General features: G+C 45.3%; 18 protein-coding genes. 6 read left to right on the plus strand and 12 right to left on the minus strand.

Annotation, left to right across the window (positions count from 1 at the left end; translation table 11 throughout):
• The coding region (locus ACU01J_RS15735) for a VCBS domain-containing protein (RefSeq protein ID WP_481086571.1) at positions 1-1,287 on the minus strand (1,287 nt) is incomplete at its 3' end.
• A 420-nt stretch (positions 1,288-1,707) separates the two neighbouring features.
• Here ACU01J_RS15735 and ACU01J_RS15740 point away from each other — a divergent pair.
• The 4 genes from ACU01J_RS15740 (at position 1,708) to ACU01J_RS15755 (ending at position 4,566) form a co-directional block, all read left to right on the plus strand.
• Positions 1,708-3,015 (plus strand): TolC family outer membrane protein, encoded by a 1,308-nt coding sequence (locus ACU01J_RS15740; protein ID WP_481086572.1) that lies wholly within the window; start codon positions 1,708-1,710, stop codon positions 3,013-3,015.
• A 1-nt stretch (position 3,016) separates the two neighbouring features.
• Positions 3,017-3,628: an OmpA family protein gene (locus ACU01J_RS15745; protein WP_481086573.1), complete on the plus strand. Its 612-nt coding sequence runs from the start codon at positions 3,017-3,019 to the stop codon at positions 3,626-3,628.
• 100 nt (positions 3,629-3,728) lie between these two features.
• Entirely contained in the window at positions 3,729-4,082 is a 354-nt protein-coding gene (locus ACU01J_RS15750; protein WP_481086574.1) for a DUF2750 domain-containing protein, read from the plus strand.
• A gap of 190 nt (positions 4,083-4,272) precedes the next feature.
• Positions 4,273-4,566, plus strand: a complete 294-nt coding sequence (locus ACU01J_RS15755; protein WP_481086575.1) for a GGDEF domain-containing protein — start codon at positions 4,273-4,275, stop codon at positions 4,564-4,566.
• A gap of 175 nt (positions 4,567-4,741) precedes the next feature.
• On the opposite strand, the gene queC is transcribed toward ACU01J_RS15755, so the two are convergent.
• Both queC and queE read right to left on the minus strand, forming a co-directional pair.
• Complete coding sequence (queC, locus tag ACU01J_RS15760; protein WP_481086576.1) at positions 4,742-5,440, minus strand: 7-cyano-7-deazaguanine synthase QueC; 699 nt, start codon at positions 5,438-5,440, stop codon at positions 4,742-4,744.
• 11 nt (positions 5,441-5,451) lie between these two features.
• The gene (queE, locus tag ACU01J_RS15765) at positions 5,452-6,120 is read right to left on the minus strand and encodes a 7-carboxy-7-deazaguanine synthase QueE (protein WP_481086577.1); all 669 of its coding nucleotides are present in this window, start codon (positions 6,118-6,120) and stop codon (positions 5,452-5,454) included.
• Positions 6,121-6,276: 156 nt separating this feature from the next.
• Here queE and ACU01J_RS15770 point away from each other — a divergent pair, with 156 nt between their 5' ends.
• A complete protein-coding gene (locus tag ACU01J_RS15770) occupies positions 6,277-7,086 on the plus strand; it encodes a Cof-type HAD-IIB family hydrolase (RefSeq protein ID WP_481086578.1) in 810 nt (269 codons plus the stop codon).
• Between the two features lie 43 nt (positions 7,087-7,129).
• Here ACU01J_RS15770 and ACU01J_RS15775 read toward each other — a convergent pair whose 3' ends face one another.
• From ACU01J_RS15775 to ACU01J_RS15810, 8 genes are all read right to left on the minus strand, one after another.
• Positions 7,130-8,557, minus strand: coding sequence for an NUDIX domain-containing protein (locus ACU01J_RS15775; protein ID WP_481086579.1), 1,428 nt, complete (start codon positions 8,555-8,557; stop codon positions 7,130-7,132).
• Between the two features lie 12 nt (positions 8,558-8,569).
• Positions 8,570-9,049 (minus strand): GNAT family N-acetyltransferase, encoded by a 480-nt coding sequence (locus tag ACU01J_RS15780; RefSeq protein WP_481086580.1) that lies wholly within the window; start codon positions 9,047-9,049, stop codon positions 8,570-8,572.
• Between the two features lie 104 nt (positions 9,050-9,153).
• Positions 9,154-11,031, minus strand: coding sequence for a propionyl-CoA synthetase (locus ACU01J_RS15785; RefSeq protein WP_481086581.1), 1,878 nt, complete (start codon positions 11,029-11,031; stop codon positions 9,154-9,156).
• Positions 11,032-11,097: 66 nt separating this feature from the next.
• Complete coding sequence (gene prpF / locus ACU01J_RS15790) at positions 11,098-12,276, minus strand: 2-methylaconitate cis-trans isomerase PrpF (RefSeq protein ID WP_481086582.1); 1,179 nt, start codon at positions 12,274-12,276, stop codon at positions 11,098-11,100.
• A gap of 13 nt (positions 12,277-12,289) precedes the next feature.
• Positions 12,290-14,881 carry a Fe/S-dependent 2-methylisocitrate dehydratase AcnD gene (gene acnD, locus ACU01J_RS15795; protein ID WP_481086583.1) on the minus strand — a complete coding sequence of 864 codons (2,592 nt, stop codon included), beginning with the start codon at positions 14,879-14,881 and terminating at the stop codon, positions 12,290-12,292.
• Between the two features lie 75 nt (positions 14,882-14,956).
• Positions 14,957-16,099: a bifunctional 2-methylcitrate synthase/citrate synthase gene (gene prpC, locus ACU01J_RS15800; protein ID WP_481086584.1), complete on the minus strand. Its 1,143-nt coding sequence runs from the start codon at positions 16,097-16,099 to the stop codon at positions 14,957-14,959.
• Positions 16,100-16,213: 114 nt separating this feature from the next.
• Positions 16,214-17,110 (minus strand): methylisocitrate lyase, encoded by an 897-nt coding sequence (prpB, locus tag ACU01J_RS15805; protein ID WP_004413931.1) that lies wholly within the window; start codon positions 17,108-17,110, stop codon positions 16,214-16,216.
• A gap of 11 nt (positions 17,111-17,121) precedes the next feature.
• Positions 17,122-17,817 (minus strand): GntR family transcriptional regulator, encoded by a 696-nt coding sequence (locus ACU01J_RS15810; protein ID WP_481086585.1) that lies wholly within the window; start codon positions 17,815-17,817, stop codon positions 17,122-17,124.
• Between the two features lie 267 nt (positions 17,818-18,084).
• Between ACU01J_RS15810 and ACU01J_RS15815 the strand changes: the two genes are divergently transcribed.
• A complete protein-coding gene (locus ACU01J_RS15815) occupies positions 18,085-18,885 on the plus strand; it encodes a hypothetical protein (protein ID WP_481086586.1) in 801 nt (266 codons plus the stop codon).
• Between the two features lie 135 nt (positions 18,886-19,020).
• Here ACU01J_RS15815 and dcuC read toward each other — a convergent pair whose 3' ends face one another.
• A complete protein-coding gene (gene dcuC, locus ACU01J_RS15820; protein ID WP_481086587.1) occupies positions 19,021-20,391 on the minus strand; it encodes a C4-dicarboxylate transporter DcuC in 1,371 nt (456 codons plus the stop codon).

Below are 20,391 nucleotides of genomic sequence, written 5' to 3' on the forward strand. Positions count from 1 at the left end.
CAAGACATGTTTGTCGCCTTTACCTAGCGACTGCACTGCATCGTTGTCATTATCGAGTTCAAAAGACCAGCTGCCATCCGCTTCTAGCTTGAATGTGCCGTATTCATTGGTCACTTCTTGTGGAGTAACAAACGCTTCGCCCGCATCTTTGTCTGAGATATCAAGCTGACCTTCAACAAACTGTTTGCTATCCACGTCTTCTTTTAAGACAACGCGCTCATCGCTGACGGTTGCAAGATCATTCGTACCTTGTACAACTACTGTTACAGTGCCTGTAGCCGTGCCATCGAGTGAAGTAGCATCAAATGACAGTTCGATCTCTTCACCTTCCGCGAGAGACTGAACAGTGTCGCTTTCATTGTTAACGGTGAACGACCAGTTACCTTCACTATCTACAGTGAAAATACCGTATTCATTAGTAATAGATGTAGGTTGAACAAAAGCCTCTCCTGCATCTACATCGACGATGGTTAGCTTACCTGACGCAACTTGTAATGCTTCACTGTCTTCAACAACTATGCCTGAGTCATCACCTACTGTTGCAGGGTCATTAACCGGTGTAACACCAATATTGACGACTAGCGTATCAGTACCACCGTTACCATCATCTACTGCCACTTCAAAGCTATCAGGGCCGTTGTAGTTTTCATTTGGTGTATAAGTCCAAGAACCGTCTGGGTTTACGGTTACAGAGCCATTAGACGGAGAAGAGGTTTGAGTAAATGTTAGTGTGTCGTTCTGGCTTGCATCTGTCGCGGTTAACTGGCCACTGATCGGAGTGTCTTCATCTGTAACTACCGCTAAGCTTTCGCCTAATGGTGAACTGGAGGAGTCTACAAAAATAGGATCGTATAAACGGAATTGTTCTAGTAAGGAGAGGCTTTGTGTTTCAGAAAGGCCTAATGATGCAAAGCCCGAAGTAACAAAGTCCGTTGACGCAATAGTTTCGGTACCATCACGAGTAACACTGCCCGAAGCAGTCAGACTTGACCCACTTTGCCCACCAGCAGCGGTTGCAAAATCTTCACCCAGCTGCGTCGGATCTTGCCCTTCTTCTAAAGCAGCAAAGATGTCATCGATCTCTGCTGTAAGATCTTGTGGTACACCACTATCATCGACCAAGCTTACCTGAGGTGATTGTTCCTCAATCGCATTCGGGTCGAAAACCACTTCACCTGGTTTTGGTAGCTCACCTTCACCTAATACTCGTAGATTTCCATTGATGTCGATTACGATAACTTGGTTAATACCTGAGTTACCCATTACTACGTAAGTACCAAATCCCATACTAAAGCCCTTTATCCTTGACTAACACAACACCTGCCTACGATTACACGACAAATGTTTGACTAATTATAGATTCACTTGCCTTATAAATTATCATTTTTCAGGCTACAGCCAAAACATTTTATTCATAGTTTTTAACATTAAACGCGATACAAGTTGCATTTCTCATCATTGAGATTCTGACTTAAGGTCTCATTTTTTGCCCATTTCTAAACGAAACGGCATACACATGTATCAAATTTGAGACAAATGTGCACTCGCACCAATAATTAACACCTGATTAACAGTAATTTACCCAAATGCATTAGTTTTCTTATTTCAAGAGTGTTACTTTATTGGCGCTATTTATGGATATGTATCAAATTTAAGACGGTGAATTTGATTACTATCCTCTACGAAGAGCACTTGAGGAGAACCAAAGTGAATTGGAATAAGTTGAAAGTACTAAGCTGCGCAGTTGCACTTAGCTTTCCAGCACATAGTCAGACACTAGAGCAAGCAGTCGCTCATACAATTACAACTAACCCAGAAGTTAAAGCTTCATACAACGAATTCAGAAGTAAGTTTTTTGATTCAGAAGCATCATCTGGTGCTTATATGCCAAGAATCGATTTAGATGCCGGTATTGGATATGAAGCTATCGACCCTGCAACCAATACGCCTTCAACAGAACTTACTCGTAAAGAAGCCACTCTTACGCTTACACAGTTGCTTTGGGATGGTTCCGCAACATTAAATGATATGGATAGAACCTCTGCCGATGCTGAATCGGTTCGCTTCCAATTACTTTCTGATGCTCAAGACATCGCTTTACAAGTGACAAAAATTTATCTCGATGCGACAAAAGCTTATGAAGTACTAGCGCTTTCTGAAAGTAACCTAGCCGTTCATAAAGACATTTATAGAGATATTAAAAAGCGAGTGGACTCTGGTATTGGCTCTACCGCGGATATGTCTCAAGTAGAAGCTCGTCTTGCTAAAGCCCACGGTAACCTGCTTGCTGCTCAGAACAACCTCTTCGATGCTCACACCCAATTTAAACGTATCGTTGGGCAAGCTCCTCAGGGCCTTATTTTCCCACGTGCTGATGAAACAGCGATCCCTTACACAGTTGACGAAGCAATTGATACGGCATTTAACCAACACCCTGTTGTAAAAGTCGCTCAAGCAGATGTTGACTCTGCCCGCTTCCAATACGATCAGACAAAAGGCGTTAACTACCCGACTCTTTCTATCGAAGCAAATCAAACATGGCGAGATGATGCAGGCGGCATCGAAGGCAGCAGCGATGAGTTCTCTGCAATGCTTCGCATGCGATACAACCTCTATAACGGCGGTTCTGATTCAGATCGTTCGGAAAGTGCAGCTTACCAGTTGAATAAAGCGAAAGACTTCCGCGACCGCACCTACCGCGCAGTTGAAGAAGGCCTTCGTTTATCTTGGAGTGCTCTGGACTTAACGGTTCAACAAAAAGAATTTTTATCAGACCACGTAGATTCGGCATCTGACACTGTTATCGCTTACGAAAAGCAATATCGATTAGGTAAACGTACGCTACTTGACCTTTTAAACACGGAAAACGAACTGTTTGAAGCGCGTAAAGGCTATTTAGACGCTAAATATGACGAACAGTACGCCAAGTATCGAGTGATGAATGCAACGGGTAATTTGCTTGCGTCTCTACGTGTTGACACCCCTGAAGAGTGGAATGAGAAGGTAGAATACTGATATGAACAAATCACTACTAACGATGGTTATTGCTGCGACAGTATTTACCGCGCCGCTTAAAGCAGAGGATGCGTACGAATACAAAGAGACACCAAAACCAAACCAAGTTGATGACCTACTTGATGACGATAAAGATGGCGTTATTAATGCGCGAGATCTATGTCCTCAAACCCCTGGTAAAGCTGATATTGATAATGATGGCTGTGGTACTTACATCAAAACAGAAGAAGAGATGAATCTTCACATTTTGTTCCAAAATGATTCGTCTGTTATTCAACCTATGTTCTTAACGCAGATCAGAGAGATGTCTGAGTTCCTAGAAGCGTACCCGTCTACTTCGATTGAGCTTCAAGGATACGCGAGTAAGGTTGGTAATGCTGAGTACAATCAAAAGCTTTCAGAGCGACGCGCAGAAGCCGTACAGGCAGCCTTACTCGACAACGGCGTTGCTTCGTCACGCGTACGTATTGTTGGCTTCGGCGACACTAGACTGGACGAGCTCGGTGATGACGAAGTCAGCCATGCGATTAACCGTAAAGTGGTCGCAACTGTGGTTGGACTTAAAGGCAAGGTCAAGGAAGAGTGGTCTATCTTCACTAAAATCGAAAAATAACGTTGAATACGATTTAAAGGGGGCTTATGTCCCCTTTTTTATTTGGCTTTTCAACGATGAGTGTTACTCTAGCAGCGAAATGACTTACGAGATTATTCCAATGAGCAAATTAACTTCTGATATTCAGGCAAACCTTGAACTATTCGTAGCTGAAACCAAGCAAAACAAACTTGTTTGGGGTATGCGCAATGAAGAAGGCTGGCTAGCTTGCGACTCTACTGAGTTTGAAAACAGTGAGGTTATGCCTTTCTGGTCGTCGAAAGAAGACGCAAAAGCACACAACGTTGAAGAGTGGGCTGACTTTGAAGTACTGGAAATTCCACTTGATATCTTTGTTGAAGATTGGCTACTTACTCTTGCTGAAGATGGTGTGCTAGTTGGAACAAACTGGAATGACCAACTTGAAGGTAAAGAGATGGAACCTTCAGATTTAGCAAAACTATATATTGCTTAATTGATACTAGGAAAGCGCTCTTAAGGGCGCTTTTCTTTTTCAGCCTCCCCCTACTTACCTCGTATTTCTCCAGCTTCTTTCGAACAATACATTGCACTCTATTTGTAGAATACTGAAAACAATTAGAACAACTCTACAATGAGACATTAATTCGTCAGTCCCTTCTTCATTTTAATTACTATCCTATTCTTTGCGCCAACGTGATTGGCAAAAGTGGGAGCACGCCTACCATGAAGTTTCCGCTAAAAGCGACAGCCGCGGGCTCATTCTGCTCGACCTAGATGACTTTAAAAGTATTAATGACAATTACGGTCACCCAAGCGGGAATATCGCACTGGCTCATGTTGCTGACATCATAAATCGCCACCTTCACGCAGGAGACATATTTGACCGATTAGGCGGCGATGAGTTTGTTGTTATTGTCAGGGAGGTCGACGAGTTAGATGTATTGGAGAAGGGAGAGAGCTTGCATCAGGCTATTTGACAGATACCTTTTGAAGTTGAAAACAAAGAGAAGGTTAACGTGACTGCAACCTTCTCGTATCTCGCCACTTCTATGAGCCTTTATGATTTTGATGAGCTTTATTCAATATTGGAGCAAGCTCTGTATCAGGCAAAACAAAGCAGCAAAAACTCTATCATTGATGCCTTAAACGAGCCTATTTATCTGCCTGCTTCTGCTTACGTACCAATTCAGCCATGATCTGCGCTCGGTTATCAAGGTAGCTATTTAAACCAACCTTACGCAACTCACAGGATGGACAATCACCACAGCCGTCACCAATGATGCCATTGTAACAGGTCAGTGTTTTTTCACGCACCAGTTGCAAGGCATGATATTGGTCTGCTAGCGCCCAAGTTTCCGCTTTGTCTAACCACATTAGTGGAGTAGCAATTTCAAGGTCACGATCCATACCTTGGACAAGCGCATTGTTCAACGCTTTAACGAAATCATTGCGGCAATCCGGGTAACCAGAAAAGTCCGTTTCACACACGCCAGTTATCACTGTCTGCGCGCCAATTTGGTAGGCGTAAATCCCTGCTAAAGTCAGAAATAAAATGTTACGTCCAGGAACAAAAGAATTAGGTAGGCCATTTTCTTGAAGTTCATGAGAGACAGGAATGTCATCACGCGTTAAAGAGCTAATAGCAAGCTCGTTAAGCAGACCAACATCCATCACTTTATGAGCAGCAACACCCAGCTCTTTCGCTAAGCTCTGCGCGATTTCGATTTCGAGTCTATGGCGCTGACCGTAATCGAATGTAATCGCATGCACTTCATCGAACTCTTTTAGCGCTTGCACTAAGCAGGTAGTCGAGTCTTGACCACCACTAAATACTACAACGGCTTTTTTCATCTTAATTTCCTTTATGCAATGCTAAGGTACTTGTGAGTTTGAATCGACAAACGCCAATTGCGCGCAACACAAACATCAATACATAGTTGAGTGGCACGTGGCTTTTGACTGATCGGCTGTAGGGCGATTGTTGTCTTATCAGAAACCAGAGCTCTTTCAATAAGCTCATCTAGCTGATCGATATCTTTTTGAGTTGCAACTGGATGCTTAATTTCATTGGCACGTAACAATGCACTATCAAGTACTGGCAGCTTACCTTTCATTGCCACCTTTGGTGACACTGTCACCCAAGTGTTTTTCGTAGCAAACACTTCAGACGTTCCACTGGTTTCGATCTGGCATTGACAATCAATATCTTCAAACGCCTGAGTCAAAGGTCGCAAGTCATAGATACAAGGTTCGCCACCAGTGATAACTATATGCTTGGCAGTGTAGCCTTGTTGTTTGTACTCATTAACAATCTCTTCCGCGCTGACGCTGCACCATGTCGGTGAATCTTCGGTCTTAGCGAGAATTTCATTTAACGGGCGTTCATCTGTTGGAGTCGCATCCCATGTTTGTTTTGTGTCGCACCATGCACACCCTACTGGGCACTCTTGCAGGCGAACAAACACAGAAGGAACGCCTGTAAACACGCCTTCACCCTGAATGGTCTCGAACATTTCGTTAATTTTGTACAATTTGATCTCAGCCTAACTCATCTACTAATTTCTGCAGGAACGAGACATTAAAGGGTTGGGCAAGCTAGGTCAACCCATTCATAAATTGATCAATCTAACTCAAGCGATTATGCTGCCTTCTTTTGCAATTTTTAACTCAACGTTTTTAGGTAAGAGATGTACAAACTGATCGCTCTGGATATGGATGGCACCCTGCTAACCAGTGACAAAACTATTTCGCAAAGAACTCAAAATGCAATTGCTCAAGCGAGAAAGCAAGGCGTTAAGGTGGTACTCGCCTCGGGGCGCCCTCTTGATGGTATGCAAGCCAAAATTGATGAACTTGATATCACTGGCGAGAATGAGTTTGTCGTCTACTTTAATGGCTCAATGGTACAAGAGATTGGTAGCGGTAAATTGATTCATTCCGCTATCATTTCAGGTCGAGACGCAAAACGCGTAGCCAACTTAGCTCGTGAACTTGGCGGGTACTGTCACGCATTCAGTACTGAACTGGGTCTGATCACACCAGAGTTAAACGAATTTACTGATATTGAAGCTAACATCAACAAAATCCCAGTCACCATTAAAGACTTTAATGAGCTGGACGATGATCACCCGATTATTAAGGTGATGATTGTTGCAGACCCGGATACGCTTACTCGTATTAGTCAAACGCTCCCAGCTCAATACCGTGAAGAATTCACCGTCGTGCAGAGTGCTCCAATCTTCTTAGAGTTTCTTAACAAACAAAGTAACAAAGGGGTTGGTGTCAAAGCGATTGCTGACCACATGGGCATTAGTGCAGAAAACGTGATTTGTATGGGTGATGCAGAAAACGATCACCACATGATCAAATATGCAGGCTTAGGCGTTGCAATGAAAAACGCGATGGAAGAAACCAAACATATCGCAGATATTATTACCGAAAGCAACAATGATGACGGCGTAGCGAAAGTTATTGAGCAATACGTACTCAATCAGTAAAAGACAAGGCAGCGATATGCTGCCTTGACTTTATTTAGGGTAATTAGCGCTGAAACTTGGTATTGATGTGAAGAATCATCACAAACAGAAAAATTATAATTGGATAACGAACAGTTTCAGCAATTAGAGACAACAAACCACTGTGTGATAACGTTACCACGAAATTATCCCACACTATATCCAAGGTAATAATCAACAGGCCAGCGATGGCAATTGCGAAACCCGAAGCTTTACTATGGTCATGCTTTAACGTTGCAACCAAAGCAGAGACAGTGATTGTAATCGCTAACCAATAGGTAAATGCCGGAATTGGCCAGAAGAATGTCAATACCGCGCACAGTACAACTAACGACAACCAGACCGCTTTTGACGATAACAGCTGCATTAGATTGACATCTCGCTTCACGTCTAAACGAATAATATGCCATGCGCACAACGCTCCTAAAAGAGCACCGCTGATACTATCCATCAAGAAGGCAGCACCACTATAAAACCTTGACAAACTCATCCAAGCAACCACGAGAATTAAGGCTACCGACCATTGATTAATGGAGAGTCGATTGGTGGCGTTGAGCGCGAGCGTACCGACACAAAACCAGATCGCTACCGACAGGCTAGGTAAACTGTAGCCATAGCTTTGCTGCAATTCGACGGCAGGAATATAGACATGCGGCCTTGGGTGCGCAAAACCCTGCTGAGCCACCAACGCCAGTAATGATGTCACCGTCACAGCAAAAAATACTTTGTAAGCAAAATGCTTACCGAACTTCCAGTAAAGTAGAGGTAAGATGATAAGTAATATCACAGGACTCGCTAGCAGCCCCCCAGAAAAGATCATCTGCTCGATTGTAAAACTCACATTACTCGGAAGGTGGTGAACCGCATTTTGAAGCTCAACCATCCAGCCGAGTTCAACCTGATTTATTTCAGGCGCAGCTTCGACGAGATTGCCCACATAGATAACCGGTTGATCGGATGCATTCGGTAGTGCATCGATAAGCCATGTTAGTTGCTGAGGGAAACGGTAAGATTCTTTTGGCACTACGCGCGGATCAATCAGCATGGCAGAGGCAACCTCCACGCCATAGTGGGGTGCAAACCAAACCGGAAGCTCATTACCATCAAGATGATTATTAAACTGGAATGCAACAATGTCCGAATCGGAGACACAATCAAAAATTATGGCTTCATCGGTTCGCCCTAACTCAGCAACAATTGAAACCACAAGCCCGGTTTCCTCCCAGGTTTCGCGCTGGGCGGCGATTGCTGGATCCTCCCCTTCAAGAATCGTCCCGGCAGGAAGAGCAAGCTTTTTGGTCAGTATTTCATTGACCATTACAACTTTATCATCAGAACGGATTACGCAAACTGCCCCTTTTAGATTTGTTGTTTCATTCGCCGACGCAATAGGTGGTGATGCAAGTAAGAACAAACCGATAAGGAATATAAAAAGGTTTCGAGTCAGTGTCATAATGTCCATGATTTAAGCGGTAACGGCTTTACGCATCCAATGGATGTGATGGTTAAAGCCTGAGTGGTTATAAAATTCAATAGCAAGCTGGTTAAACTCCCATACTTCAACGAAGATTTGTTTAACACCATACTCTTCAAATCGAGTTTCGAGTTCATAGCAAAGATGTTTAGCAATACCCTTCTCTCGATAAGCCGGCTTTACGTAAAGCTCATCGATACTTCCCATTTGTACAGGCTGACTCACCGTCGATACTAGCTCGCAAAAATGCCCGGAGATAAAGCCAATGACACTCTCTCCTTCACACGCAACCAAAACGATGCATTCAGGATCATCAATATAACGTGCAATGCTCTTCTCTTGCTCGATTTCCTGCGCACTTTTAAAGTGATCTGGGCATTGGCGGTGATGCTCATCATGCAACTCAAACATTTGATCATTAAGTTGCTCTAAATCGTTCATCGACGCCGCGCGAATAGTTACTTTCTGCATAAATATTTTCGCGTAACGAATAAAGTCATAGTTTGGCTGTTTAATAAAAATATATCAATAAAAAAGCCCCTACAATTAGGGGCTTCACTTTATATTTCCACAGCTTAAGCTTTTAGTACGCGCTCTATTTCTTCTAAGCTAGTCGGGTCATCAATCGTCGATGGCACCGTGTACTGTTCTCCATCCGCGATTTGGCGGATCGTCCTACGCAAGATTTTTCCTGAGCGTGTCTTCGGCAGGCGCTCAACCACCAATGCATACTTAAAGCAGGCTACCGCACCAATTTCATCACGAACCTTACCAACCAGCTCACCTTCGAGCTGATTGTCATCAACCTTAACGCCATCCTTGAGTACCACAAGGCCAAGAGGCATCTGACCTTTAAGTTCGTCATGTACGCCGACTACTGCACATTCGGCGATCGCAGGGTGGCCTCCAACAATTTCTTCCATCTCACCGGTTGATAATCGGTGACCAGCAACGTTAATCACGTCATCAATGCGGCCCATAATGAACAGATAACCCTCTTCGTCAAGGTAACCACCATCACCTGATACGTAGTAACCTGGGAATTGGCTTAAATAGCCAGACTCAAAGCGGTCATGGTTACGCCATACCGTAGGCAGACAGCTTGGTGGGAGTGGGCGCTTAAGAGCCACAAACCCCTGTTGGTTTGCTTTTACACTCTCACCGAGCTCATTAAGGATCTCAACCTGATAACCTGGAATTGGTTTAGTTGCAGAGCCCGCTTTCACTGGCATCAATTCAATACCTGTCGGGTTACCGGCAATCGCCCAACCTGTTTCTGTCTGCCACCAATGGTCAATCACAGGCTTATCCGCTTTACTTTCGACCCACTCTAGAGTCGGCGGATCAAGGCGCTCACCCGCCATAAAGATAGTTTTTAAGCTTGAGAGGTCATACTGGTTAATAAAGTTACCATCGGGATCTTCTTTCTTAATCGCACGGAACGCAGTTGGAGCCGAGAACAGCACATCAACTTTATACTCTTCACACACTCGCCAGAATGCGCCCGGATCAGGAGTTCGAACTGGCTTGCCTTCAAACAGTACCGTGGTACAACCATGAATCAGTGGCGCGTACACAATGTAAGAGTGACCAACCACCCAACCAACATCCGATGCAGCCCAGAACACGCCATCCTGAGGAATGTTGTAAATAGAGGTCATTGAGTACTTCATCGCGACCGCATGACCGCCATTATCACGTACAACGCCTTTCGGCTTGCCTGTCGTACCTGATGTATAGAGGATGTAAAGCGGATCCGTCGCTAAAACAGGTACACAAGCATGAGGAAGTGCAGCATCATACGCCGATGTCCAATCTACATCTCGCTCATTGTTTAGCTCAGCTTCACACTGAGGTCTTTGTAAAACCAAGACACTTTCTGGCTTCCAGCGACTGTCCATAATCGCTTTATCCACTAGCGGTTTGTATGGAATAACTTTCGCAACTTCAATCCCACAAGACGCCGTCATCACCACTTTTGGCTCAGCATCTTCAAGACGCACCGCAAGCTCGTTCGCGGCAAAGCCACCAAAGACCACCGAATGAATTGCGCCAAGCCGAGCACATGCCAGCATCGCCATTGCAGCTTCTGGTATCATCGGCATATAGATTACGACTCGGTCGCCTTTGGTTACGCCTTTCTGGGCAAGCATACCGGCGATTTTTGCGACTTTGTCTCGCAGTTGACAATAGGTGTATTGCTGCTTTGTCTCAGTCACCGGCGAGTCATATATCAAGGCAACATGATCACCTCTTCCCTGCTCGCAATGGTAATCTAACGCTAACCATGAGGTATTGAGAACGCCATCAGGGAACCATCGTTCTATGCCACTCTCATCGCTCGCTAGAATCGTTTTCGGGGTTTTAAACCAATCAATATTATTCGCCTGTACGCCCCAAAATGATTCCGGTTCACTGAGTGCCCATTGATATTCTTTCTGATATGCAGACATATTGCTTCCTCCAGTATGTCCTGACATTGCTTAATCTATGTCGTTAGGTAGTCGACCTATTGGCAACTACGCAAATATATCGGAGGGTACACGCACAAAGCCCTCCATTAAGATGCGAGCGCTTCGGCTCATTGACGCTTTTTCTGCGGTCCAGCCATCGCCAGTATTCAACGCTTTGGCACCGACTTTAAGTGTGCCTGATGGATGACCAAACATGACGGATTCACGTTCTCCACCACCACAGGCACTATTCACTATCGTGCCGGGAACACATGCTGCGACAGCGATAGCAACCGCCGCGGTGCCCATCATCGCATGGTGGAGCTTGCCCATTGATAACGCTCGCACCAGTAGATCAACCTGCTGTTTATCAATCTTCTTACCACTTGATGAAACATAGCTTTTGGGCTGTGATACAAACGCAATTTTAGGCGTGTGCTGTCGGCTACTGGCTTGCTCGACAGACTCAATGAGGCCCATTTTTAACGCGCCATGGGCTCGGATGGTTTCAAAACGCTCTAATGCAGCTTGATCACTGTTGATCACCTCTTGTAGCTCAGTGCCTTGATAGTTTAATGCCTCTGCATCAATAAAGATGGTCGGGATCCCAGCGTTAATCAGGGTCGCATTGAAGGTCCCCACATTAGGCACTTCCAAGGTGTCCACTTGGTTGCCAGTCGGGAACATACTTCCTTCACTTGCTCCCGGAGACATAAAGTCGACTTGTATTTCGGCAGCAGGAAACGTCACGCCATCAAGTTCAAACAACCCTGCTTCTTGAACGCAGCCGTCAACAATAGGAACATGAACGACAATGCTCTTGGCGATATTTACCTGCCAAACTCGCACCTCAACGATGCCGTTGTGTGGAATGCGCTGTGGGTCTATCAGGCCAGCATGAATGGCAAAAGGCCCGACAGCGGCAGACAAGTTGCCGCAATTGCCACTCCAATCGACAAACGGTTTATCGATTGATACCTGCCCAAACAAGTAGTCCACATCGTGATCAGGTCGAGTACTTTTCGAAACAATCACCGTCTTACTGGTACTCGATGTCGCCCCGCCCATGCCGTCAATATGCTTACCATAAGGATCAGGGCTACCAATGACGCGTAGCAATAACTTATCTCTTACCTGACCTGGCTGTTGCGCTTGCGCTGGGAGCTCTTCGAGATTGAAAAAGACCCCTTTGCTGGTGCCCCCACGCATATAGGTAGCGGGCACTTTGATTTGACTTGATGCCATGATTTCCTCCTACCTATTGTGCTAAGAAGTCTTGAGCAAAGCGTTGTAATACGCCACCTGCTTTATAGACATTCACTTCGTCTTCGGTATCTAAGCGACATGTTACCGGAACATCGACTTTTTCACCGTTTGTGCGGGTCACCACCAGCGCTAAGTCTGCTCCCGGCGTTATTTCACCAAGCACATCATAAAGTTCGCTACCGTCTAGTTGGAGCGTCTTACGATCTGTGCCTGCTTTAAACTGCAGTGGCAATACGCCCATACCCACCAGGTTAGTTCTGTGAATGCGCTCAAAACCTTCTGCTGCGATAGCTTCAACACCAGCCAAACGGACACCTTTCGCGGCCCAATCACGCGATGACCCTTGGCCATAATCCGCGCCTGCGATAATGATCAAAGGTTGCTTGCGCTGCATATAAATCTCGATGGCTTCCCACATACGGGTCACCTTGCCTTCAGGCTCGACTCTCGCCAGTGAGCCTTGAGCCACTTCACCTTCCTCTAATACCATTTCATTGAATAACTTAGGATTAGCAAACGTTGCTCGCTGCGCTGTTAAGTGATCGCCTCGGTGGGTTGCGTAGGAGTTGAAGTCTTCCTCCGGTACGTCCATAGAAGCAAGGTATTCACCGGCGGCACTACTCGCTAAAATGGCATTAGACGGTGATAGATGATCAGTGGTGATGTTATCCCCTAACACCGCTAACGGACGCATTCCTGACAGGCTGCGCTCTCCTGCCAGTGCTCCTTCCCAATAAGGCGGCCTGCGTATATAGGTACTCTTTGGTCGCCAGTCGTATAAAGGATTGCTGCTGCGCTCATCGTCATCAAGCTTAAACATTTGGATATAGACTTGCTTAAACTGCTCGGGTTTGACGTGCTTACCCACGACAGCATCAATCTCTTCATCCGTTGGCCATAAGTCATTGAGATAGACTGGATTGCCGTTTTGGTCAGTGCCTAATGAGTCACGTTCGATATCAAAACGCATCGTCCCAGCTAATGCATAGGCAACCACGAGTGGAGGTGAGGCAAGAAACGCCTGTTTCGCATACGGGTGGATACGCCCATCAAAGTTACGATTACCTGATAACACGGCTGTGGTGTAAACATCTCGCTCGATGATCTCTTGCTGAATGTCTGGGTCGAGTGCGCCACTCATGCCATTACATGTCGTACACGCATAAGCCACGATACCAAAGCCGAGCTTTTCCAATTCCGGTAACAGCCCGGCATCTTCTAAGTAAAGTTTGGCAACCTTTGAGCCCGGAGCAAATGAAGACTTCACCCAAGGTTTTCTGATAAGGCCTAGCTCATTAGCTTTCTTAGCCACAAGGCCCGCTGCAACTACATTACGTGGGTTACTGGTATTAGTGCATGAGGTGATCGCCGCGATAATGACCGCACCATCTGGCAATTGCAGAGAGGAGTGCTCTTCTTGCGTATTACCGGCAATGCCGCGTGCAGCAAGCTCAGAAGTAGGAAGTCGACGATGAGGGTTCGATGGCCCCGCCATATTGCGAGTTACCTGAGACAAATCAAACTCAAGCACACGCTCATACTGAGCCGTTTCCAAATCATCAGCCCACAAGCCAGTTTGCTTAGCGTACTGCTCTACCAGTGCAACCTGCTCTTCATCACGACCAGTCAACTTAAGGTAATTGATTGTCTGCTCATCAATATAGAACATACCCGCAGTGGCACCGTATTCTGGCGTCATATTAGATATTGTCGCTCGGTCGCCAATCGTAAGATTCCTTGCTCCTTCGCCAAAAAACTCAAGGTAACAAGAAACCACACGTTCATTGCGCAGAAACTCAGTGATTGCTAAAACGATATCCGTCGCGGTAATACCTGGTTGGCGCTTACCTGTAAGTTTCACGCCGACAATATCTGGCAGTCTCATCATCGAAGGACGCCCTAACATTACCGTTTCCGCTTCTAAGCCGCCGACACCGATAGCAATAACGCCTAATGCGTCAACATGGGGCGTATGACTATCAGTGCCCACACAAGTATCTGGGAATGCTATTCCTTGTTTCGCTTGAACAACTGGCGACATTTTCTCTAAGTTGATCTGATGCATGATGCCGTTACCTGCAGGTATCACGCTGACATTTTCAAATGCCGTTTTACACCACTCAATAAAATGAAATCTGTCTTCATTGCGACGCTCTTCAATCGCGCGGTTTTTTTCAAACGCGTCAGGATCGTACCCGCCATGCTCTACCGCTAATGAGTGATCAACGATGAGTTGCGTTTCGACCACAGGGTTCACCTTAGCGGGATCTCCCCCCTGCTCTGCAATGGCATCTCTTAGACCAGCAAGATCGACAAGTGCCGTCTGGCCAAGGATGTCATGACACACCACACGGGCCGGATACCAAGGAAAATCGAGGTCTCGTTTACGATAAATAAGCTGCTCTAGGCTTTGATTTAATTTGCTAGGCTCACAGCGTCGAACCAGTTGTTCGGCTAATACGCGCGAGGTATAAGGCAGTTTTTCATACGCACCATCGGCTAGTGCATTGACCGCCTCTCTGGCATCGAAATAGTCAAGTTCGGTTCCCGGGAGCGCTTTTCGGTATAAAGTATTATTGCTCATATCTGCTTCCATTCAGGTAATAGGTTATTCGCCTCACCGCGTTGTGAGGCGAATCGTTGACAATTACCTAGCCGCCTAGCGACTTTCGATATCAACCCAGTCTTGATGATCGGGTCCGGTATAATCCGCACTTGGGCGAATAATGCGGTTATTCGCGCGTTGCTCATAGACATGTGCAGCCCACCCAGTCAATCGACTCATCACGAAGATTGGCGTGAACAATTTTGTTGGAATGTCCATAAAGTGATAGGCAGAGGCATGAAAGAAATCGGCATTACAAAATAGGCCTTTCTCGCGTTTCATCACAGCTTCGACACGCTCAGACACAGTATAAAGGTGCGTATCGCCCACCGCTAAAGAGAGCTCTTTCGACCAACGTTTAATGAGCGCGTTTCTTGGATCACTCTCGCGATAAATAGCGTGACCAAAGCCCATAATTTTGTCTTTGTTTGCTAACATCTGCATGATGTTGGTTTCGGCTTCTTCTGGCGTTTGCCAATCTTGGATCATCTCCATTGCTGCTTCGTTTGCTCCGCCATGCAAAGGACCACGAAGTGTACCAATCGCCGCAGTAATGCATGAGTGAATATCAGATAACGTTGAAGCACACACGCGTGCGGCAAAAGTTGAGGCATTAAACTCATGCTCTGCGTATAAGATAAGTGAACAGTGCATCACTTGTTTGTGGATCTCTGTTGGCTCTTTATCCGTTAGCATCTTGAGGAAGTAGCCGCCAATACAAGGCTGTGATTGATCTTGGGTATCGATGCGAACGCCGTCATGACTAAAACGGTACCAGTAGCAGATGATGGCAGGAAACAGTGCCAGCATTCGCTCTGTCGCATCGAGTTGCTGATCAAAACTCATTTCTTGCTCAAGATTTCCCAATACTGAACACCCGGTTCGCATTACATCCATTGGGTGAGCCGATGCCGGTATCAATTCAAGCGCTTGTTTTAGCTCTGCCGGTAGACCACGCAAACTGGTTAAGCGCGTTTTATACTCATCTAGCTCTTTTTGATTCGGTAAGTGACCGCGTAACAGCAAATGGGCGACTTCTTCAAACTGAGCGTTGTTGGCCAGATCGGTGATATCATAGCCGCGATAAGTTAACCCTGTCCCCGTTTTCCCGACAGTACACAAAGCTGTGCTACCAGCGCTTTGACCACGTAGGCCTGCGCCACCTAACTCTTCATTCTTTTTTAATGATAGAGGCATTTTTTGAACTCCTTTTCTGTTTGATCTCGCTCTCTTATCGGAGCATTTTGTTATCAAACAATTTCACGTTATTGGTTTGGTTTCGAAACTCTTTTCCTGGACTTCCGTTTGTTTCTACTTTCCTTCAGAAAACAGCTGATCAAGCTTATCTTCATAGTCATGGTATTTAAGATGGGTATAGAGCTCTTTGCGCGTTTGCATCGCATCGGTCAACGCTTCTTGATTGCCCACTTCTAATAAATGTTTGTAGACCATCTCAGCCGCTTTGTTCATAGCGCGGAATGCACTGAGTGGATAAAGCACCATGTCGACCTTTGACTTAGCTAGCTCTTCACAGCCATACAGTGGCGTTTGACCAAATTCAGTAATATTGGCCAATATTGGCACGTGCTTGCCTGTTGCCTGCTCTAAAGCCTCAGAGAACTGAACATATTGATCCAAGCGGCTCATCGCTTCTGGGAAAATCATATCAGCGCCCGCCTGAACACAAGCTATCGCTCGCTCAATCGCGCTATCAATGCCTTCGACAGCCAGTGCATCGGTTCTCGCCATGACAACAAAGCTTTCATCGGTTCGTGCATCAACGGCTGCTTTAACGCGATCGACCATTTCTTGCTGACTAACAATTGCTTTATTCGGTCTATGGCCACAGCGTTTTTGCGCGACTTGGTCTTCCATATGAACCGCACCCGCGCCCGCTTTTTCCATCGCTTTGATAGTACGTGCAATATTAAAAGCGCCACCAAAGCCGGTATCAATATCGACAAGAAGCGGCAAGTCACACGCATTGGTGATGCGTTCTACATCAACAAGAACATCATTAAGCGTGGTAATGCCTAAGTCAGGTAGTCCATACGATGCGTTGGCAATCCCCCCACCGGAAAGATAGATCGCTTGGTGACCTAAATTTTTCGCCATCATGGCGCAATACGGGTTAATCGTACCCACGATTTGTAATGGGTCATTTTGTTCAACCGCGAGCCTAAACTTAGCTCCTTGAGATAAACTCATGTTGTCTTCCTCTAGTCCCTTAGGATTTGTTGCTCAATCAAGGTTCGGCTGCCCGAAATATGACGTCTCATCAACATCTCTGCTAACTCTTCATCTCTATTTCGAATCGCCTGTAAGATGTATTTATGCTCGTCTAATGCCTCTACGGGGCGAGACTGAGCTCTTGGAGATTGGTAACGATACATGCGCAATAAGTGGTAAAGCTCATCACAAAGCATTGAGATAAGCTTGCTGTTGCGACTGGCCAATATAATGCGGTAGTGAAAATCGAAATCGCCATGTTGATGGAAATATGAGGCCCCCTCCACTTCATCAATATGCTTTGAGTGTGTCGACAATACAGACTCTAACCCCACCAACTCATCTTCGGTGATGTGTCTTGCCGCCAATCTTGCGGCCATGCCCTCTAACGCTTCACGCACCGAATACAGCTCAATGAGTTTCTCCGGCGAGAAGGTGATCACTCTTGCCCCAACATGAGGGATACGCTCAATAAGACCGAGACCTTCAATGCGCATGATGGCTTCTCTAAGCGGACCACGACTGACTTGATATAACTTGGCTAACTCAGGCTCTGAAATCTTGCTACCCGGCGCAATCTCGCCGCTGACTATCGCTTCTATCAAAGATTCTGTAAGGCTTTCAGACTTGGTATTTTCCTTATCAGGAACGCCCTCTTTTTGTCGAGTTTTAAGTTCTATATTCATAATCAATGCACTCGTATAAAGACAACACACTGTCTACAATTTTTTCTGATACACTTAAAATAGACCACAACATTGTCGACAATCAATCATATTGTCGACAATTTAGACTAAGGTATAAATAAACGGATAACTGAACTAAGTAACACCATGTATGCAACCGTACGTCTAGTGTGACGCGCATAGCTTTATTGATACTTACGCAGTGAGTCATTGCCTTATTCAGATTAGTATCTGAAAACCAACAGCGACTCTCGTAACCTAAACTCTATGTACTTCCGCAAAGCTCTCGCATTTAGCACGATCACCACAAGCTTATTGCTAAGTGGTTGCGCTTTTTTCTCCTCTCCTGAACGTGAGCCTTATTATCCTCTGTTAAGTGAAGCGACCTATTCTGATGACGAGATCGCCGTGATTGAGTCAAACAATGTTCTCAAATCGGCCATCAAACAAAATGCGTTAATCGAGCTAGAGAAACGAAACGAGGTAGAGGCATCGTTCAGTAAAGTGTTTGCTGAAGTCGAAAACAGTGAAGGTTTTTCATTCGAAGACTTGAAAACACCATCGTTTCACCAAGCGTTAAAAACGATAGTTGAGCAGTTTTCTTGTGAGGTTTATGCAAGCCAACAAGATGCAAATACCATCCAGCTCTGTCCGCAACACGAAAAGATTGTGGACAATAATTTGTCCTACCTTCCCTTTAAAGGTGGAGTGAGGGTGATCCAACGCTTGGCGGCCGATGAGTTAAATGAACAAGGCACACTTCAATTAGAGATGTTTTTAAAAAGTACCCACGAGCGTCCGCTTGAGTCGCTTTGGGGCGCGGTGCACGAGTTGGGAAGGTTTAAAGGCAGCGAGTTGTCGGCAGAAAGTTTGGTCTTAACCATTAACCTCTCTGCGTATAAAAAAGACCGTTATGCTCATGCTTGGCGATCTGCGTACCATGAGCCACTGATTTTCTTTGTGGTTCTTCCACCAGTCGACGAGATTTCCAAGCAACCCAATGAAATCGCCAGCATGGCGTACAGCTTCAACAACGCAAAGTTAATTGCTGCAGACAGCCGAGAATAAGCGTAGGCACCTTTACTCTGGTTAACATTCTACTAACCTGACATTTCAACAAACATTGGAGCTTATTTAAAAAGCACATAAAAAAATAGGCATCACCAGTGTGATACCTATTTTAAATTCGATACGAAATTAAATTCAGCTAATAAATAGTGCGACCGCCAAAAACTGAAATACAAACCCAATCGCAACAGGAATTGAAGTCCGTTTAACCACTTCAAACGTGGATAGCTTTGCCCTACTTGCAGAAACAATAACACATGCAGCCACAGGAGACGCTGCACGCCCCATAGCACTGACTTGTTGTACCGGTAACATCATTGAAAGTGGGTTTGCGCCCATTGAATGCGCTATCGTTGGTATTACTTCGACAAAAGCTAAGAAAGCCGCATTACCAGACCCCATAACAACAGACGATGCCCCAACAACAAAACAGAACAAGAGCGTTAAACCCATAAATGGCATGCCTGCGTTCTTGGCACCATTGATCATAAACTCAATAGCGCCTGTTGATTGGATACCATGAGCAAAAACACCAGCAGCAATAAGTAGGAATACGACACTTGTGAACGCATCGCCCATCCCTTTCATAAAGACACCAAATCCATCAAACAATGATTTTAACGAGCGAGAACGGATCCCTTCAAAAATCATCGAGATAAACACTGAAATCAACACGATAGTTGTCACATCAAGTTTCACAGAATCAACCACTAACTTACTGAAAACCACTGTGAAGATGATCGGCAAGAAAGGCAGAACAAAGTAGATATTCGGAGCCATATTTGAATCAGCTGTTGATGCATTTTCCAACACCGAGTTGTCAATTGATTCTCCCCCCTTTTTATCGATATGCGATTGCCAAAACACATGCGCAATACCGATAGCAAGCGTAGCAATAATAGACGTAGGTGCCTGATAGTTGATTACGTAGTCCATCAATTCGATATTAAGCGCCTCACTGGCACGAATAGCATCGACACCCAGTGGAGTGAAAGTCGTCGCCAAAGTCGAGGCAATCACTGCCGCTGCTGCCCCGCGAGAAATTCCGAGCCCTGTCATGATTGGGAACAAGGTAACAGATAGCAATACCGCTAAGGCCGTTGCACTTGGAATAGCTAACTGTAGAATTGCACCGACCATGTAGGCAAAAAACAGTAAGATATTCTTATTTTTTATTATCGATAACGGTTTGATTGCTTGCTTAACGACGACTTTATCTGCACCAATATGACTCATGTATTCAGAAAATCCTACCAACGTCATAATCATCAAGCCTAATGCACCAGCACGATAGCTCATCAGATACTGTATATATCGAAACGGTTCAAATACTCCTACATTTGTCGATGTCACTTTCGATGGAAGCACTGCTCCCCAACCAAATAAGGAAGCGGCTGACATCAAGCAAAGGCCAGAGACTAACAAAATTGGCTCTGTTTTATAGCCTTTGAGAATCAATCGCGCTGCAAACGTAATAACTACAATAACAAGAATAATTGCAAACAT

Source organism: Vibrio sp. 2433-A1 (genome assembly GCF_056726085.1).

Coding starts and splice junctions, on each gene's coding strand:
- ACU01J_RS15810 (WP_481086585.1), bottom strand. CDS start 17,817: ATGAATATAGAACTTAAAACTCGACAAAAAGAGGGCGTTCCTGATAAG.
- acnD (WP_481086583.1), bottom strand. CDS start 14,881: ATGAGCAATAATACTTTATACCGAAAAGCGCTCCCGGGAACCGAACTT.
- prpC (WP_481086584.1), bottom strand. CDS start 16,099: ATGCCTCTATCATTAAAAAAGAATGAAGAGTTAGGTGGCGCAGGCCTA.
- queC (WP_481086576.1), bottom strand. CDS start 5,440: ATGAAAAAAGCCGTTGTAGTATTTAGTGGTGGTCAAGACTCGACTACC.
- ACU01J_RS15780 (WP_481086580.1), bottom strand. CDS start 9,049: ATGCAGAAAGTAACTATTCGCGCGGCGTCGATGAACGATTTAGAGCAA.
- ACU01J_RS15785 (WP_481086581.1), bottom strand. CDS start 11,031: ATGTCTGCATATCAGAAAGAATATCAATGGGCACTCAGTGAACCGGAA.
- ACU01J_RS15815 (WP_481086586.1), top strand. CDS start 18,085: ATGTACTTCCGCAAAGCTCTCGCATTTAGCACGATCACCACAAGCTTA.
- ACU01J_RS15745 (WP_481086573.1), top strand. CDS start 3,017: ATGAACAAATCACTACTAACGATGGTTATTGCTGCGACAGTATTTACC.
- ACU01J_RS15770 (WP_481086578.1), top strand. CDS start 6,277: ATGTACAAACTGATCGCTCTGGATATGGATGGCACCCTGCTAACCAGT.
- prpF (WP_481086582.1), bottom strand. CDS start 12,276: ATGGCATCAAGTCAAATCAAAGTGCCCGCTACCTATATGCGTGGGGGC.
- ACU01J_RS15775 (WP_481086579.1), bottom strand. CDS start 8,557: ATGACACTGACTCGAAACCTTTTTATATTCCTTATCGGTTTGTTCTTA.
- ACU01J_RS15750 (WP_481086574.1), top strand. CDS start 3,729: ATGAGCAAATTAACTTCTGATATTCAGGCAAACCTTGAACTATTCGTA.
- prpB (WP_004413931.1), bottom strand. CDS start 17,110: ATGAGTTTATCTCAAGGAGCTAAGTTTAGGCTCGCGGTTGAACAAAAT.
- dcuC (WP_481086587.1), bottom strand. CDS start 20,391: ATGTTTGCAATTATTCTTGTTATTGTAGTTATTACGTTTGCAGCGCGA.